This window comes from Limnospira sp. PMC 1279.21, from assembly GCF_032349615.1.
GTDB classification, from domain to species: Bacteria; Cyanobacteriota; Cyanobacteriia; order Cyanobacteriales; family Microcoleaceae; genus Limnospira; species Limnospira fusiformis.
This window is the reverse complement of sequence record NZ_JARPLU010000129.1, coordinates 1-14,988: the sequence shown is the minus strand read 5'-3', so window position 1 is coordinate 14,988 and position 14,988 is coordinate 1. Positions and strand designations below refer to the sequence as shown.

The window sequence follows — 14,988 nt, the reverse complement described above, 5'->3', positions numbered from 1 at the left end:
AAGGCTTTGTAGGTTGGGTTTCACCCAACAGAAGGCTTTGTAGGTTAGGTGAAACCCAACAGCAGGTGAGAGATGGTGTTTTTGGGTTGAGACCTGCAACGGAACCTCCCGCGTGGGTCGCACCCTACGACTACGGGAAAGAGGCGGGTAGGGGGGAAAGATTTAATACTACTGCGGAAAAGGCGATCGCCCTGGGGAGTCGTTGGGCGATCGCGCAGCCTGGGGGAAGCCAGGATCGCATTAAGTGAAGTCTTTATGAATTTCGTCAATGGCTTCCTGAAGAGCATTTGAATGAATCCAACCGACAAAACCACCAAAAATCATATTGCCACTTTTGTCTGCAATGAATACATGATCGACACCTACAGGATTTTTCCAGGTTTTCACCACTGAACCATCACCAAGTTTAAATCTTGGTATGGCACGATTGAAATCTCGATGGTGTGCTGGAGTCATTCCTGGCACTTCGTTCAAAATGTTTATAACTCGCTTCAAGATATTGGATGTTGATCTTTGACTCTCAGTTTTCTGTCTAGCATTCTGTGAACTATCTTCAGGAGTTCGATACTCATTGTGTTCGCAATAATCTTTGAGAATTTCATATGACTCATTAATCCGCTGTAACTGTAGATGAGCACGTTGCTGTAAATTGGAATTGCTATCAAACCGATCTGGATGCCAAATCTGAACAAGTTCCTTATAAGAGGCTTTAATTTCTTCTAAGGAAGCGCCTGGCTCCAGCTCAAGAACCGCTAAGTGTTTATGAAGATCTTGGTTATTCATATTTCCTGATAAGTCTCTCGCGAATTTACTTCCCATGCCATTCCTCACTGATAAGCAGGCTTTGTAGGTTGGGTTTCACCCAACAGAAGGCTTTGTAGGTTAGGTGAAACCCAACAGCAGGTGAGAGATGGTGTTTTTGGGTTGAGACCTGCAACGGAACCTCCCGCGTGGGTCGCACCCTACGACTACGGGAAAGAGGCGGGTAGGGGGGAAAGATTTAATACTACTGCGGAAAAGGCGATCGCCCTCGGAAGCAGCCAGTATCGCCTCTTTTCCCAAACCTTTAGCCATCATCCCTTATGTTACTTTGTAGGTATCCTTCATAGGACTTTCACCAATCCTATAAACGGGAATCGACGCTAACTTTATTTTACCCGTCCCCAATTTTAGTGTCGATTATTCCAGTATATAACGTATAAAATAGCCAACACCTGTAAGGGAATTAAGGCAAGATTACCGCGTATCCATACCGGAAACGAAAAACTGGAAAAAGCTATAAAGTACAGGAGGCTGATTCCTGTCAATCCAGTTAATAAAATCGCCTTTCTCTTAATCAACATTTTTGATAAAGTGCCGGAAATATAATCAGAAAAAATCAGTAATATTCAGATTATACTGATTTTTGAATTTTACCAGTCTATAGACGTTAAAACCATCCTTTTTTATTGAGCATATAAGTCTGCAAAAACTCTTCATCACTTTTAGTCAAATAAATAATTCCTTCTATCAAACCAATTACCCCTACAACTACTGCTGCTACTCCACAAGTAAACAGGGTTGACAACAGCATAATTAACCCCTCTGTATTATACCCTAAAACGAACTTGTGAATCCCCAATCCACCCAAAAGAATTCCCAAAACTCCAGCAGCAACTTTCTTACTATTGGCTTCCTGTAATGTAGGTTCTGACATCTATGTTAACCCCTAACTCATTTTCTTTTAGACTAGCCCCAATTGGGATCATCTCAGGAAAATTATAGAATTAATTTATATTTGTTTAATTTTTGTTTACATTAAGCAATTATTTGTGACATTACCCAGGTTAGATGAAAGCCTGGTTTAGGGTGAGTTCCCCGGTTGTGAAGAAAACAGCCAAGCGAATCCCATGATAACCAAATAAGACGATCATAAACCATCCTAGCAACCCGATCTTATGCTTGAATAACCAATCATGCAAGGAACTAGACAAATAACGACGGGTTAAAATTTCAATACATAAATGAATAGTGAGCAATAAAAAACCCACAAAAATGCCGATTCCCAATCCATGATAGGAGAGAGATTCTCTGAGGTTTCCCCTAGCAATTTCTACAAAAGCACGAGTCATCCCACAGCTAGGACAAGGAATACCCGTCGCTGATAAAATCAGGCATTTCCACCCAAAACTAGCAGAAGTATGTCCTAATAAATAAGCACCGACAAGGGGAGAAGAGACACAAGACAAGCTAAAATAGCGCCATTGTAAGGCTTGAGTAGATAATTTTTGGGAAGATAACTGGAATCGCATTATACTTCAGACCTGAGCAAACCCAAAACTGCCGATCAGAGAATGTCCTGACATACTGATCAAAGTATATCATAGTGCTAGTCTTTTGATGAGGTTGGCGATTGTACAGATGTGAAGGTGGCAAAAGATGAGAATAATTACATCAACCAATCATCGCTACGACTAAACTTTGTCGCTTGGGTTTCACCCAAAAGCAGGCTTTGTAGGCTTTGTCGCTTGGGTTTCACCCAACAGCAGGCTTTGTAGGTTAGGTGAAACCCAACAGCAGGCTTTGTAGGTTAGGTGAAACCCAACAGCAGCTTTGTAGGTTGGGTGAAACCCAACAGAAGGTGAGAGATGGTGTTTTTGGGTTGGGACCCCCAACAGAATTTTCCGCGTGGGTCGCAACCCCTAGTTAGTTGGTTTTCCCGATAGTTGTTGGCGCACCCTACAGCGCCCACACCGACAGAGGTAAGCTCCGACCAAACCGACCACCCCGAACAGAGCCCACAAACACGGGGACTGAGACAACCCACCAGCCCCCACAGGGACGAACAGTGATAACCCCGCCGCCAAACGCCTCGGAAGACACGGCACGCCCGAAGGACACAGCGGCGCGACGAGAGGAGAACCAGACCACACCAACCCAGCGAGAGAAGGACCGGGCAGAAGGACGCACGCCCACGAAGGACGCACCAGCCCCGGAAGCCCATAAAACAACAGACCCAGGAGAAGGAGCCAAACCAGAAACAGAAGCGGGAGAAGTCCCCCAATACCAAGACACGGACACAGAAGCGAGAAGCTCCATAAACAATAACCAAACGCAATCAATAATTAATGAGGTGGGTATGAGTGAGTGAAAGATTTTCAAGGGATGATTAGGCTTCTTTGAAAAATCGGATAATTTCTCTCACGTTATTGAGAATTTTACCATCTTCTGTAATTTGCGCGATCGCCTTTTCGGCTGTACGCGAAAGGCGCTCATGTTCGGATTGGTTGGTGGCTTTGAGAGTTTGCATATCGGCGGCTAAACGGGTGATTTCACTTTGACAAAAAGCTAGTTTTTGGTTTTGTTGGGATGCCCAAGAATTGGATTTATTCGGGTCGAGACTTTTCTTGGTAACCTCTAATAAAGCCTCCACAACTTCTACTCTATTTCTCAATTCTACTACATCCTCGCGGGGATAAGAAAACTCCCGACGTACCATTGATAAACGGGTTACTAAGTATTGATAACCTCGGAGAGAGGGACGTAAAATGGTTAGTAATAACGCGGCTACAGAGCCGATATATCCCACTACACTAATTCCCGCCCATGATAACGATAAAAGCACGATCGCACTAGCTATATGTAAGGCGATCGCCACCCCTAAAGAACGACTGACTAATTTATGCACATAAGAACGCTGACTGGGTTCAATCCGAATCCCTTTTTTGTCGGACTCCGCCGCCTCGGCGAGAACTTCCTTAGCATCAAAGTGTATATTCCAAGGAACAGTTACTATTAACAATAGCCACCAAAAGGTAATGCCACCGATAATCCAATCCACAAAACTACCACTGGGAATATTTAGCCACTGAAGTATCGAAAAAGTCAGCAATAAAAGCAAAACAAATCCAGCGGTAAAAAAACCGAAATTAAATGGTAACTTCATACTTAAAAGCCCTCAAGTCCAAAATTTTCACACTGCGGGACATTCCCCAAGACCAGGTAGAGTATAATCTCTCAGGGGTGGTAATCATTATTATGCAGAAGGTGTTAACCTATATGGCGATCGCTGTGACAGTCTGAAAACCGGCTAATGGTACTATTGAATCAGAGAATCAGAAAATCAGAGATTTTGGGCAGTATATGTGACTAGGTGTGCAGTATAGAGAAACCATGACCAAATTCACGGGAAAAGTGTATTTAGTAGGGGCGGGATTAGGAAATGTAGCTTATTTGACTGTCAAAGCCTATCAGTTAGTGAAGCAGGCTGAAGTCCTAGTTTATGATGCCCTAGTTGACCAGTCAATTATACCCCTAATTTCGCCCCATTGTCTGAAAGTATATGTGGGAAAGCGGGGTAGCCAAGTCACTACCCCCCAAAGCGAAATTAATCGTTTATTAGTCAAATATTGTCAACAGGGAAAACTGGTGGTGCGACTCAAGGGCGGCGATCCATTTATCTTTGGTCGCGCTAGTACGGAAATTCAAGCCTTAATTGCTGCTAAGTGTGAATTTGAGGTGGTTCCAGGTATTTCCTCAGCATTGGCCGCCCCCCTACTGGCTGGTATTCCTGTCACCGATACAGTCATGAGTCGGTGTTTTGCAGTCATGACAGCCCATGAACCGGAAGCCCTAAATTGGGCGAGTTTATCGGAACTGGAAACTTTAGTTATTCTCATGGCGGCGCGAAATTTACCTGTGATTGTACACCAACTTAGACAACATGGGCGATCGCCTGAAACTCCCATAGCTATTATTAAAAATGGGGGTCGCTTTAATCAAAAGGTAATCGTTGGCACGTTAAATGATATTGTAGATAAAACATCACGAGAATCTTTATCTCCCAGTGTCATAGTTGTGGGGAATGTGGTGCAACTGCAAACCTATCTACAGCCTCGCCAAAACCACTCAAGAATTATGCTGAGTCCATTACTTAATCACACCATTTTAGTCACCCGTTCCTCGGAACAATCCAACGAGTTTCGCAGTTTGCTGGAACAAAAAGGGGCTGAAGTCCTAGAAATGCCTACCCTAATTATCACGCCTCCTTCTACTTGGGAACCCCTGGATAAAGCGATCGCATTTTATGATACATCAAAGCCTTTTGACTGGCTATTACTCACTTCTGCTAACGCTGTCTCATTCTTTTGTGAAAGACTCATGGCTAGTGGGAAAGATACCCGCATTTTAGCCAATACAAAAATTGCTGTCGTCGGCAAAAAAACCGCCATGGTATTGCGACAATGGGGACTAAATCCTGATTTTATCCCCCCGGATTTTATCGCTGATTCCCTAGTGGAAAACTTCCCCGAATCAGTCAGCGGAAAACGTCTATTATTCCCCAGAGTGGAAACCGGAGGGCGGGAGATATTAGTGAAAGAATTAACCCAAGCAGGGGCGGAAGTAGTAGAAGTTCCCGCCTATGAGTCTGCTTGTCCAGATACCATCGATCCTAATATTCAATCAGCTTTAGAAAATGGTACAATTGATATTGCCACCTTTACCAGTTCCAAGACTGTCAAAAATTTCTGTAAACTCCTAGAAGGCTTTGCGGGTGATTCCTGGCGAGATTTACTCACCGGAGTAGCGATCGCCTCTATAGGTCCCCAGACCTCCCAGACCTGCCAAACTCTCCTAGGAAAGGTCGATATTGAAGCCCAAGAATATACCCTAGAAGGACTCACTCAGGCTATCATAGATAAAACCTAGCCAGGAAGTCCGAGGCTGTAGCGGAACCCGGTCACACTATAATTTAACCCTTTGTTTCCCGTAACTACCCCGAACAAACTTGATGGAGTTTACGTCAGATTACCATAGACTAACTAATTAAATTTTAGGGATATAACCATGTTCAACTTGGGTCTTTCTCGCTTTGATTCCCTGACAACCATTTTAACCGGAATGGCAACAACTGCCGCCCTGGTCATAACTTGTCAAGTCGCCCTAGCTGCTAAAAGCGCCCAGCAAGTCGCAGAAATCGCCGCACCCATTACAGTTCAAATTAATAGCGCCCTCGGAGACGGTTCTGGGGTCATTATTGCTAGACAAGATAATATCTATACAGTCCTGACCGTTAATCATGTAGTACAAGCAACTGATGTCGCCTACAGTATCCGCACCCATGATGGTCAAAGTCACCCGGTCACCAGTGTTACTAGGCTACAGACTACTAAGGATGAACCCGATTTAGCAGTAGTAAGATTTGAAAGTACCCAAGAATACCCGATCGCCACTTTAGCCGATTCCGAACAGGTAGTGATTGGGGTTCAGATTTATGTCTATGCTTATCCCGCTACTGGGGGGTTAACCGGCGCGGCACGGGAACCAGAACTCTCCCCTGGATTGGTCACCAGTCGCCCCAAAAATCGCCCAGAAGGCTATAATTTGCGGTATCAGGCTGTTACTTGGAGTGGTATGAGTGGGGGTCCAGTATTTGATTCTCAAGGCCGTGTGGTGGGTTTACACGGTCAAGGTGAGTTTGGATTTGCTCAAACTCGTTCTGGAGATGTTACCCCCATTAAAACAGGGTTTAATGCTGCCGTTCCCATTAATTTGTTTCTGGAACAGCTATCACAAGCTCAGTTAAGTCCTAATGATTTACAAATCGATTCGGACACGCTAGAAGCCTCTCCTGTGTCGTTGGATACTCCCCAAAATGCGGAAACCTACTACTTTCGCGGATTGAGTTGGTTGGATCGCGGTTATGCGTGGGAGGCGATCGCTGATTTTAACCGAGCCTTAGAATTGAATCCTAATTCCCCAGAAACCTATTTTAATTTGGGATTAGCGCGGACACTATTGGTGCTGAATGAACCAACCCGTGGCCCCAATCCCGTTCTTGATTATACTAGGGCGATCGAGCTTAATCCCGGTTTTGCTGATGCCTATTATAATCGTGCCCTCAGTCATATCCGTCGTCAAGAATTTGAGGAAGCCTTAGCTGACTTTCGCCAAGCCGCAGAACTTTATCAACAACTGGGACGTTCAGATTCTCATCAGGATGCCTTACAGCGTATCCGCGAACTTGAGGAAATGGCACAATAACAGTTGAGGCATTAGGGTGTAAAGTGTGTTTGGGGTGTACAAAAAGCAGCTATCCTGACTTCAAACAAGGAAAACAGAGATGGTCGCTCCTAATCATCAGCACACTTTTTAATTTTCCCCCGTTTCCTTATTGACTAATGACCAAACCAGTTATTCTCTGTGTCGATGATGAACCTATGATTTTGGACACTCTGAGGCGACTGCTTCGGAGAACATTGGGTGGCAAATATCGGTTTGAATGTGCTGGGAGTGGCAGTGAAGGCATTAAATTAGCCCAAGAATTGATTGAAGCTGGGGAAGAATTGGCGGTAGTCATTTCTGATTATATGATGCCGGGTTTGCGGGGAGATGAGGTGTTAAAAGCCATTCATCATTTATCCCCCAATACTATGAATATTATGCTGACAGGTCATGCTGATATTGATGGGGTATTTAATGCTATTCAATATGCTAAACTTTATCGCTATATTTCTAAGCCTTGGGAAAATGAAGATTTGACTTTAACCATTACTGAAGCGATTAACAGTTTCCAGCAACAAAAACAACTCACTGACCAAAATTTTCAGCTTCAGGAAATGAACCGCGCCTTAGAATTACTCACCCAAGACCAAGCCAATTTGATTGAGTCTTTGGGTAAGACTGAACGCAAATATCGCAGTATCTTTGAAAATGCTCTGGAAGGGATTTTTCAAATTTCCCCTGATGGAAAGTTTATTAATGCTAATCCCACTTTGGCTAAGATTTATGGCTATGAGTCCCCCAAGGAACTCATGTCCTCTATAACTGATGTCCAAAAACAGTTATATGTTCAACCAAATCGTTGGGATGAATTATTAGAAACTTTGCATCAGCGCCACGAAATCTCTAAGTTTGAATCTCAGGTTTATAATCGTGATGGTGAGATTATTTGGATTTCTGAAAGTGCCAGAATTGTTAATGATGAAAATGGTGATATTCTCTATTATCAAGGGTTTGTTGAAGATATCACGGAACGCAAACGCGCTGAAGCAGAATTAGAACGTTTTACCTCGGAATTATTTGAACTCAACCAGTCCTTTTTCCGCTTTGTTCCTCACCAATTTCTACAATATCTCGGTAAAGATAGTATTGTTGATGTTCAACTGGGGGATAATGTTCAACGGGAAATGTCGGTTTTATTTGCTGATATTCGCGATTTTACTAGCCTCTCGGAACAAATGACCCCAGAGGATAATTTTAAGTTTATTAATGCTTATTTATCCCATGTAGAACCGGCGATCGCTGAATATCGAGGCTTTGTTGATAAGTACATTGGTGATGAAATTATGGCCCTCTTTAGCCAGAGCGCCGATGATGCTCTGCGAGCCGGAATTAGAATGCTTGACTTACTCGCAGAATACAACAAAACTCGACGGCGTACTGACCCCACCAAACCTACCTATCGTCCTCCTATTGAAATTGGTATTGGTATTAATACCGGAAAATTGATGTTGGGAACTGTGGGGGGAAAATCTCGCATGGATGGTACTGTAATTGGTGATGCGGTTAATCTGGCTTCCCGTTTGGAAGGATTAACTAAAAATTATGGGGTGTCTCTGTTAATCTCTCACTATACCTTTGTCCGACTTAACCATATTAATGAATATGGTATCCGCCTTATTGATCATGTTCAGGTTAAGGGTAAATTAGAAATGGTTTCTGTGTTTGAGGTCTTTGATGCTGACCCCCCCGACTTGCGCGCCGGAAAACAAGCCACAAAAACTATGTTTGAGCGAGGATTATTACACTATTATTTAGGCGAGATTTCTGAGGCGATCGCACTTTTTGAATCCTGTTTAGAACGGAACCCCGAAGATAAGGTCGCTCAGATTTATTTAACCCGCTGTAAGGGTGATATTTAGCTGGCAAAACTAATTAACTCACCCCTTGACTCGGGTTTATTAATGTGCTATAATCCCGTCATTTTTTAGCCCAACCGGGTGCTTTTATGGCTGATTGTAAGATAAAAGCGGCTAGGTTATCAATTTCTGCATCATCAAGCCAATTTTCGGGAATTTCCCGACACCAGTAGTTAGTATCACTACCATCATAGCTGACGGGATGCCTCATATAAGCCACTAAATCTTTGATGGTATCCCTCGGAGGGGTGGCTCCCTTCAGGTCTTCCAGAGACAGGGAAACCGTCGGATAGGGAATAGTTACACCACCAGCGTGACAGTTCAAACAACTATCCGTAAACAAGACTTTTCCCGCTGATAGATCCTCCACCGAAAAGGTCTGGGTTCCACCTTGGCGATCGCTCTGTATTTCCACAGGTTGATCAGTCAGATATCTTAACACATAGGGGTCAACATTTTGAGCTTGAACCGGGAAACTAAAAATCAGCCATCCTACTATATTGGTGATAAATAAGAGCAGTAGAGAGCGCAAAAAACTGTTACGAAACATGGAAATTTGAGGTATTTAATATCAGCAGTCAAATCGGAGACTTTAGATTTTAGCTCCGCTGATTATCCTAGATAATTCGCGGACTTTAGTGGTTACAATTTCAGAGTAGTTAGTAACCCTTCTTAGTAGCCACCAAAAACCAAAACCTAAAGTCAGAAACTTAGTTAGGTGAATCTTTCAGGCGGAAAGATTAACGGAGGTATTTACCACCACCCCACTGTTCACCGCGAACCTTGGGTTGTAAGAGAATGTAAGCGGCTACATTATAGAGATCATCTTCTGATAGGTTTCTCATCTTGGGAAAAATGTCTGCACTTTTCAGGCTAGGATGCAGTTCGTATATCTCGATGAAGCCATCATAGGTGGTGGGATTTTTGACATAATCAACCAGAGCCGCAATGTTATCGCGGGGGGGAGTAGCCAAAGCCAGGGCTTCAGGACTCAAGTTAACATCAGGGTTGGTTTTAGTCACACCCAGCGCATGACACTGAGCGCAGGCGGCGTTAAATACCTGTTGGCCTTTTTTGATTTCTTTGAGACTCAAGACAGCAGTATCGCCTTGAGCATTGATGGGAAGGGTTCTCAATTCTTCAGTCAATTCCAAAGCGTTTGCATTACCCACCCACATTTGAAAGGTGAAGAATACAGTGGCAACAGCCAACCAAATGTACCTTTTTAGCATGGTTCTCCTTAACTTTTAGATGATTATAGAACGCACCACAGCCACAACTCAATCGGCAATATTGAGCAGTTGTGATCCTGGTTTTTAGCGATTCTGTCTCAGAAGTCTTATCTCAATAGTCCTGTGTTAAATGATCTTTGTCAATCGTTGGATCTACGATTCTGAATCACTTGTGGCCTCAATGGCGGAGAGAATTGCTTTGACATCCTCAACTATACGGGTTTGGGGATGTTGGTAGGCAATTACTAGGCGATCGCCAAGTTTAAGCACCTGTGCGATCGCCAAATGGTAGTCGCAGGCCATTTCAGCCCTAGACCAATCCGCAAAAACCGATGACAATTAGTCAAAACCGGCATCACCCACCAATTATATGCAGTAGTGGGTACTATCCAATCACTGATTTAGAGATTATCGATGCTGTTGGGTTTCCTCAGAATGATGGACATGGCTGCGGGAGTTAGAGTCGGACAATTTTACAAAGGGTCTTCCGGTAGGCTGTGGTGGTCGGTGCAGTTTAATCAATTGGGTGAGGGTTTTTTTGAGCTGAGTGCGAGGGACGATCGCATCAATAAACCCATGAGCCATCAGATATTCAGAAGTTTGAAAATCATCAGGTAGTTTTTCTCGCAAGGTTTGCTCAATTACCCGACGACCCGCAAAACCAATAGTTGCCTGGGGTTCAGCTAGAATTAGATCACCGAGCATGGCAAAACTAGCCGTCACCCCTCCAGTAGTAGGATTGGTTAGTACAGGGATATACAAAAGTTTATTCTCTCGATGTCGTTCCAAAGCCGCCGAGATTTTCGCCATTTGCATGAGGCTTAACATTCCTTCCTGCATTCTAGCCCCTCCGGAAGCACAGATAATCACTACCGGGTATTGATGCTCAGTCCCATATTCAATCATCCGGGTGAGTTTTTCTCCCACCACCGACCCCATACTACCCCCCATAAATCGAAAATCCATCACCCCAAGGGCGATCGATTCCCCATTTAATAAACCCGTCCCCGTTTGTACAGCATCAATTTGACCTGTTTTCTCCCGGTATTCTCGCAGACGATCGCTGTAGGGTTTGCGATCGCGGAAATTCAGCGGATCTACTGAACACAGATTAGCAGCAATGGGCTGCCAGGTATTTTCATCAATCAGTTGTTTAATGCGATCGTCACTGTAAACCCTCATGTGATGGTCACATTGCAGACACACCATAAGATTCGCCTGTAAGTCTTTGGTGTAGGTTAATGCACCGCATTTTTCACATTTTACCCACAAACCATCGGCAATTTCTCGCTCTTGGCGATCGGGACTAATGGGAACTGATTTTTGTCGATTTGCAAACCAGTCAAATAGAGACATTAATTAAAATACGTTCTGATGTTTGATTGAGGAAATGATTTATTGAGCTTCCTCTGGCTCCTCGTCCACCGGACTAAGCAGCAGTAGTGCTGTCCACAAATGTTCCGATGGTACTTGCAATTTAGCCGGACCCCCCACCCCCATATATGACCCAACTCCTAGGCTAATTACCCGTGCTGGGATATCATGGGAGGCGAGGACTTGTTGCATTAACTCGGCTTCCCAGCGCATAGCAGTGGTTTTTAGTGTAATCCAAGACACGATCATTATATATCTCTAGGATAGGCACAAAGCCCGATGCACTTTACCTCAGATAACTGGGAAAAATAACTCCATATACATAGATACTATTATCTCACCCCACAGGGCAGTTATACCAGCGGCGATCGCTAAAAAAGGACCAAATGGCATGGGTTGGCGGCGGTCTAATATGCCCACAGCCATGGCTCCTGCGCCGATAAAGGCTCCTAAACCACAGGCGATGAAACTTGCGACCAATAGCATCTTCCACCCCAACCAAGCCCCCATAAGAGCGGCTAATTTAGCATCTCCCGCCCCCATAGCGGTCTGTCCAAAAGCCATGGACCCCAAAAAGGCGATCGCTTCAAATAACCATAATCCTAGCACCGCCCCCAAAACACCCACCATTAACTGGTCTATCACCCCAGCCGTTTTTAATCCCAGTAACCCTTGAAAGCACAACCCCACCACTAAACCTGACTGGGTGAGAGGGTTAGGAAGGGTTAAGGTATCTATATCAATTAGAGATAACGCCACCAACCAAGCTAATAGCGCCCACAAGCCAAACAGTTGTACTATAGTCCCTGGCATGATGGTTACATATACCAGCAAGAACAATACACCCATTAACCCTTCTACTAGAGGGTAGCGCATAGATATCGGTGCATGGCAATGGCCACATTTCCCCCGCAACCACAACCACCCGAAAACTGGGATATTTTCACTTAAACCCAAACGGGTATGACAATGGGGACATCGTGAGGGAGGATACCACACCGACAGACCAGCGGGGACTCGATACACAATGACATTTAAAAAGCTACCTATGGAAGCGCCTAGGGCAAATATAATCAAGTAAGCTGGTAGATCAACTAAAATCTCCATATTGGACTCTCACCTTTCACGGGGGTTTCACACGCGGTTCCTACCCTGGGCTAAAATAACTCTAATTCTATCTGGTCAAAGGGGATAAAACATTCTCCCGGAAGCAAAACAGGTTTGGGGGAGAAAAGCAGTAAACTTCGATAGCTGCGGAGATGAATGGCTACACCGGACGGACGGCGCATTCGTTTGGCGTGTACTTCTGAATAAGCATGATACACCCGTCGGGCTATCCTCAGTAGTTGGGGATCTTGTATCCGCGACTCTTGGTTAAGGGGTAAGTCCGGGTTTTTCGGCGGGGTTAACGGGTTTTTTAACTCTGAGTTTGAGGTATAAACCACAAAGACAATTCCCCAAGGGTTAATTAACACACCTGTTTAGATGCTACACTAAAAGCTACCACAACAACTCAAGAATTTCGGTAAATTGCCCTACAACATACTAAAACTATGTCAGATAGACCCAATCTTCTCGCCTTGGACTTTGATGGTGTTCTCTGTGATGGCTTGCTGGAGTATTTTCAGACGGCTTGGCGTACATATCTCGAAGTTTGGTCGCCTCCTGAGTCTACCCCACCGGATGATTTACCCCCTAGATTCTACTGCACTAGACCTGTGATTGAAACGGGTTGGGAAATGCCTCTTTTGATCAGGGCTTTGGTTTTGGGGTGGACTGAATCTGAGATTCTCAGCGATTGGCATAGTATATCACGTCAACTGCTGGAACAAGAACATTTGTCACCGGAAGTTCTTGGCCCTCGACTTGATCAAATTCGCGATGAGTGGATCGCCACAGACCTACCAGGGTGGTTGGCTTTACATGGCTTTTATCCGGGGGTATGCGATCGCCTTCGGGTTATTCTTGAGCAGGACATGATAGAATTACGCATAATTACTACTAAGGAAGAACGATTTGTGCGATCGCTTCTCGGACAACAGGGAATTATTCTCGGTCCGGGTATGATTTTTGGGAAAGGACACAAACAGCCTAAGCACCAAACTCTACGGGATCTCATGACTCTTTCTGATCCTAGTCCGGTGATCTGGTTCGTTGAAGACAGAATGAAAACTTTGTTGTCTGTACAAGCTCAAACAGACCTACAACAGGTTAAACTGTTTTTGGCTGACTGGGGCTACAATACCCCCATAGAGCGACGTTTGGTGGCTGAATATCCCCCTATCTGTTTATTGTCTTTGTCTCAATTTTCTCGGGATTTTGAGGCGTGGAGTTGATCAACGGGAAACCATCACTAAAATTTTCCGGTTATGGCTGACTTATTGATGGTTATATAAAAGTCTATAATAAGCCGATCGCTCAGATATTTAGCATTTGGCAAATCCGGGAATATGTCTCATGATGATTAACACCTACTTCCTAATTATACCCTATATGGCAGCCTACAGTAACTAGATGTTGGTCGCGTTATCGGGAAAGTTTGAAATCAACTTACTTAGTATATTTTGGTATCTATGAAACTTAACTTACACCAAATTTTTCAAGATCATAAAGTTACGCCTCGTGGTATTATATATGTAGGAGCAGGAGAAGGGCGATCGCTCAAACGTTTTGCCAAGTTTACTAATGCGAAAATATTGCTAATAGAAGCGAATCCCGTCACCTGTGAAAGGTTGAAAATGGCTGTAGGCGATCGACCCAATATTCAGACAGTTCATGTGGCGATCGCTGACCAAAATAGTACCGCCACTCTCCACGTTACCAACATCGAGTCTAACAGTTCTATTTTGTCACTAACAGAATACAAAAAACTGTATCCCAACCTCACCGAAACTCAGCAAATACCCGTTGAAACTCGCACAATTGACAGCATTTTAACGGAACTGAATCTGCTTCCAGAAGACTATAATATACTATGTTTAGACATCCAAGGAGCCGAACTTCTCGCCTTAACAGGAGCCTCCGAAATCCTCCAAAATCTTGATGCTATTTACAGCACTACCAGCCAAAATCAACTATTTGAAGGTGGCGCAACTTTTGAGCAACTTAACGCCTTTCTCAATGAACATTATTTCACCCCCGTAGCGCAAGCCACTCCCTATCATCCCTCTCGGTATGAAGTGGTTTATATTCACAACAACCTAATCAATACCTCAGTAATTCCTTCCGAAATCGCCCAAAATCTTCGCCTCCAACCTCCCACAGTACCCAAACCAACCGAACTTAAAATAACTCTATCTCGCCTCCAAGAATTAGAATCAGAACAAGAACTTTTAAAATATCAACTACAACAACATCAAAAAGACCTGGAGAAGTCTCAATCTGATTTTCAGCAGAAGCAGAAGGAGTTGGAAAACTCTCAGTCTCAACTACAGCAGACTCGGAAAGACCTGGAAAAGTCTCAATCTGATTATCAGCAGAAG

20 protein-coding genes are annotated in these 14,988 nt (G+C 44.1%); 9 read left to right on the top strand and 11 right to left on the bottom strand.

From position 1 onward, the window contains the following. Positions 1 to 248 (top strand): hypothetical protein (locus P5683_RS17730; RefSeq protein WP_315644971.1); only part of this gene is annotated, 248 nt, incomplete at its 5' end. Here the strand turns inward: P5683_RS17730 and P5683_RS17725 are convergent. Beyond that, positions 241 to 783, bottom strand: a complete 543-nt coding sequence (locus P5683_RS17725; protein WP_008053559.1) for a J domain-containing protein — start codon at positions 781 to 783, stop codon at positions 241 to 243. The genes P5683_RS17730 and P5683_RS17725 overlap by 8 nt on opposite strands. 141 nt (positions 784 to 924) lie before the next feature. On the opposite strand from P5683_RS17725, the gene P5683_RS17720 reads away from it, so the two are divergent. Beyond that, positions 925 to 1,146 (top strand): hypothetical protein, encoded by a 222-nt coding sequence (locus tag P5683_RS17720; protein WP_162198548.1) that lies wholly within the window; start codon positions 925 to 927, stop codon positions 1,144 to 1,146. Between the two features lie 283 nt (positions 1,147 to 1,429). Here P5683_RS17720 and P5683_RS17715 read toward each other — a convergent pair whose 3' ends face one another. Together P5683_RS17715 and P5683_RS17710 are read right to left on the bottom strand one after the other, a co-directional pair. Then, positions 1,430 to 1,696, bottom strand: a complete 267-nt coding sequence (locus tag P5683_RS17715) for a TM2 domain-containing protein (RefSeq protein ID WP_008053560.1) — start codon at positions 1,694 to 1,696, stop codon at positions 1,430 to 1,432. A 130-nt stretch (positions 1,697 to 1,826) separates the two neighbouring features. Further along, positions 1,827 to 2,291, bottom strand: a complete 465-nt coding sequence (locus P5683_RS17710; RefSeq protein WP_008053561.1) for a DUF2752 domain-containing protein — start codon at positions 2,289 to 2,291, stop codon at positions 1,827 to 1,829. Positions 2,292 to 2,827: 536 nt separating this feature from the next. Between P5683_RS17710 and P5683_RS17705 the strand changes: the two genes are divergently transcribed. After that, a complete protein-coding gene (locus tag P5683_RS17705; RefSeq protein ID WP_035759228.1) occupies positions 2,828 to 3,130 on the top strand; it encodes a hypothetical protein in 303 nt (100 codons plus the stop codon). Positions 3,131 to 3,148: 18 nt separating this feature from the next. On the opposite strand, the gene P5683_RS17700 is transcribed toward P5683_RS17705, so the two are convergent. Next, the gene (locus tag P5683_RS17700) at positions 3,149 to 3,925 is read right to left on the bottom strand and encodes a hypothetical protein (protein WP_006623891.1); all 777 of its coding nucleotides are present in this window, start codon (positions 3,923 to 3,925) and stop codon (positions 3,149 to 3,151) included. On the opposite strand from P5683_RS17700, the gene P5683_RS17695 reads away from it, so the two are divergent. From P5683_RS17695 to P5683_RS17680, 4 genes are all read left to right on the top strand, one after another. Next, entirely contained in the window at positions 3,913 to 4,062 is a 150-nt protein-coding gene (locus tag P5683_RS17695; protein ID WP_006623890.1) for a hypothetical protein, read from the top strand. The two genes, P5683_RS17700 and P5683_RS17695, sit on opposite strands and share 13 nt — an antisense overlap. A gap of 90 nt (positions 4,063 to 4,152) precedes the next feature. Continuing rightward, complete coding sequence (cobA, locus tag P5683_RS17690) at positions 4,153 to 5,688, top strand: uroporphyrinogen-III C-methyltransferase (RefSeq protein ID WP_315640714.1); 1,536 nt, start codon at positions 4,153 to 4,155, stop codon at positions 5,686 to 5,688. A gap of 138 nt (positions 5,689 to 5,826) precedes the next feature. Next, positions 5,827 to 7,023: a serine protease gene (locus P5683_RS17685; RefSeq protein WP_006623888.1), complete on the top strand. Its 1,197-nt coding sequence runs from the start codon at positions 5,827 to 5,829 to the stop codon at positions 7,021 to 7,023. A 137-nt stretch (positions 7,024 to 7,160) separates the two neighbouring features. Next, entirely contained in the window at positions 7,161 to 8,903 is a 1,743-nt protein-coding gene (locus P5683_RS17680; RefSeq protein WP_008053565.1) for a PAS domain S-box protein, read from the top strand. 58 nt (positions 8,904 to 8,961) lie between these two features. Here the strand turns inward: P5683_RS17680 and psbV2 are convergent, their stop codons facing one another. From psbV2 to P5683_RS17645, 7 genes are all read right to left on the bottom strand, one after another. Further along, complete coding sequence (gene psbV2 / locus P5683_RS17675) at positions 8,962 to 9,450, bottom strand: photosystem II cytochrome PsbV2 (protein WP_006623885.1); 489 nt, start codon at positions 9,448 to 9,450, stop codon at positions 8,962 to 8,964. A 190-nt stretch (positions 9,451 to 9,640) separates the two neighbouring features. Next, positions 9,641 to 10,132, bottom strand: a complete 492-nt coding sequence (psbV, locus tag P5683_RS17670) for a photosystem II cytochrome c-550 (protein ID WP_006623884.1) — start codon at positions 10,130 to 10,132, stop codon at positions 9,641 to 9,643. Between the two features lie 153 nt (positions 10,133 to 10,285). After that, complete coding sequence (locus P5683_RS17665; RefSeq protein WP_006623882.1) at positions 10,286 to 10,471, bottom strand: hypothetical protein; 186 nt, start codon at positions 10,469 to 10,471, stop codon at positions 10,286 to 10,288. Between the two features lie 69 nt (positions 10,472 to 10,540). Then, positions 10,541 to 11,488 carry an acetyl-CoA carboxylase, carboxyltransferase subunit beta gene (accD, locus tag P5683_RS17660; RefSeq protein WP_006623881.1) on the bottom strand — a complete coding sequence of 316 codons (948 nt, stop codon included), beginning with the start codon at positions 11,486 to 11,488 and terminating at the stop codon, positions 10,541 to 10,543. 39 nt (positions 11,489 to 11,527) lie between these two features. Next, entirely contained in the window at positions 11,528 to 11,755 is a 228-nt protein-coding gene (locus P5683_RS17655; RefSeq protein ID WP_006669798.1) for a hypothetical protein, read from the bottom strand. A gap of 42 nt (positions 11,756 to 11,797) precedes the next feature. Next, a complete protein-coding gene (locus P5683_RS17650; RefSeq protein ID WP_315640709.1) occupies positions 11,798 to 12,613 on the bottom strand; it encodes a prepilin peptidase in 816 nt (271 codons plus the stop codon). A 50-nt stretch (positions 12,614 to 12,663) separates the two neighbouring features. Further along, positions 12,664 to 12,951, bottom strand: coding sequence for a hypothetical protein (locus P5683_RS17645; RefSeq protein ID WP_235677597.1), 288 nt, complete (start codon positions 12,949 to 12,951; stop codon positions 12,664 to 12,666). Between the two features lie 108 nt (positions 12,952 to 13,059). Here P5683_RS17645 and P5683_RS17640 point away from each other — a divergent pair, with 108 nt between their 5' ends. Together P5683_RS17640 and P5683_RS17635 are read left to right on the top strand one after the other, a co-directional pair. Further along, positions 13,060 to 13,842, top strand: a complete 783-nt coding sequence (locus P5683_RS17640) for an HAD family hydrolase (protein ID WP_008053570.1) — start codon at positions 13,060 to 13,062, stop codon at positions 13,840 to 13,842. A gap of 237 nt (positions 13,843 to 14,079) precedes the next feature. Beyond that, on the top strand, positions 14,080 to 14,988 hold a 909-nt coding region (locus P5683_RS17635), incomplete at its 3' end, for an FkbM family methyltransferase (RefSeq protein WP_315654889.1).

Bases quoted from the DNA above. Each gene is read 5' to 3' on its own strand.
- P5683_RS17725 (WP_008053559.1), bottom strand. From the start codon at position 783: ATGAATAACCAAGATCTTCATAAACACTTAGCGGTTCTTGAGCTGGAG.
- P5683_RS17715 (WP_008053560.1), bottom strand. From the start codon at position 1,696: ATGTCAGAACCTACATTACAGGAAGCCAATAGTAAGAAAGTTGCTGCT.
- P5683_RS17710 (WP_008053561.1), bottom strand. From the start codon at position 2,291: ATGCGATTCCAGTTATCTTCCCAAAAATTATCTACTCAAGCCTTACAA.
- P5683_RS17695 (WP_006623890.1), top strand. From the start codon at position 3,913: ATGGTAACTTCATACTTAAAAGCCCTCAAGTCCAAAATTTTCACACTG.
- P5683_RS17700 (WP_006623891.1), bottom strand. From the start codon at position 3,925: ATGAAGTTACCATTTAATTTCGGTTTTTTTACCGCTGGATTTGTTTTG.
- cobA (WP_315640714.1), top strand. From the start codon at position 4,153: ATGACCAAATTCACGGGAAAAGTGTATTTAGTAGGGGCGGGATTAGGA.
- P5683_RS17685 (WP_006623888.1), top strand. From the start codon at position 5,827: ATGTTCAACTTGGGTCTTTCTCGCTTTGATTCCCTGACAACCATTTTA.
- P5683_RS17680 (WP_008053565.1), top strand. From the start codon at position 7,161: ATGACCAAACCAGTTATTCTCTGTGTCGATGATGAACCTATGATTTTG.
- psbV2 (WP_006623885.1), bottom strand. From the start codon at position 9,450: ATGTTTCGTAACAGTTTTTTGCGCTCTCTACTGCTCTTATTTATCACC.
- psbV (WP_006623884.1), bottom strand. From the start codon at position 10,132: ATGCTAAAAAGGTACATTTGGTTGGCTGTTGCCACTGTATTCTTCACC.
- accD (WP_006623881.1), bottom strand. From the start codon at position 11,488: ATGTCTCTATTTGACTGGTTTGCAAATCGACAAAAATCAGTTCCCATT.
- P5683_RS17655 (WP_006669798.1), bottom strand. From the start codon at position 11,755: ATGATCGTGTCTTGGATTACACTAAAAACCACTGCTATGCGCTGGGAA.
- P5683_RS17650 (WP_315640709.1), bottom strand. From the start codon at position 12,613: ATGGAGATTTTAGTTGATCTACCAGCTTACTTGATTATATTTGCCCTA.
- P5683_RS17640 (WP_008053570.1), top strand. From the start codon at position 13,060: ATGTCAGATAGACCCAATCTTCTCGCCTTGGACTTTGATGGTGTTCTC.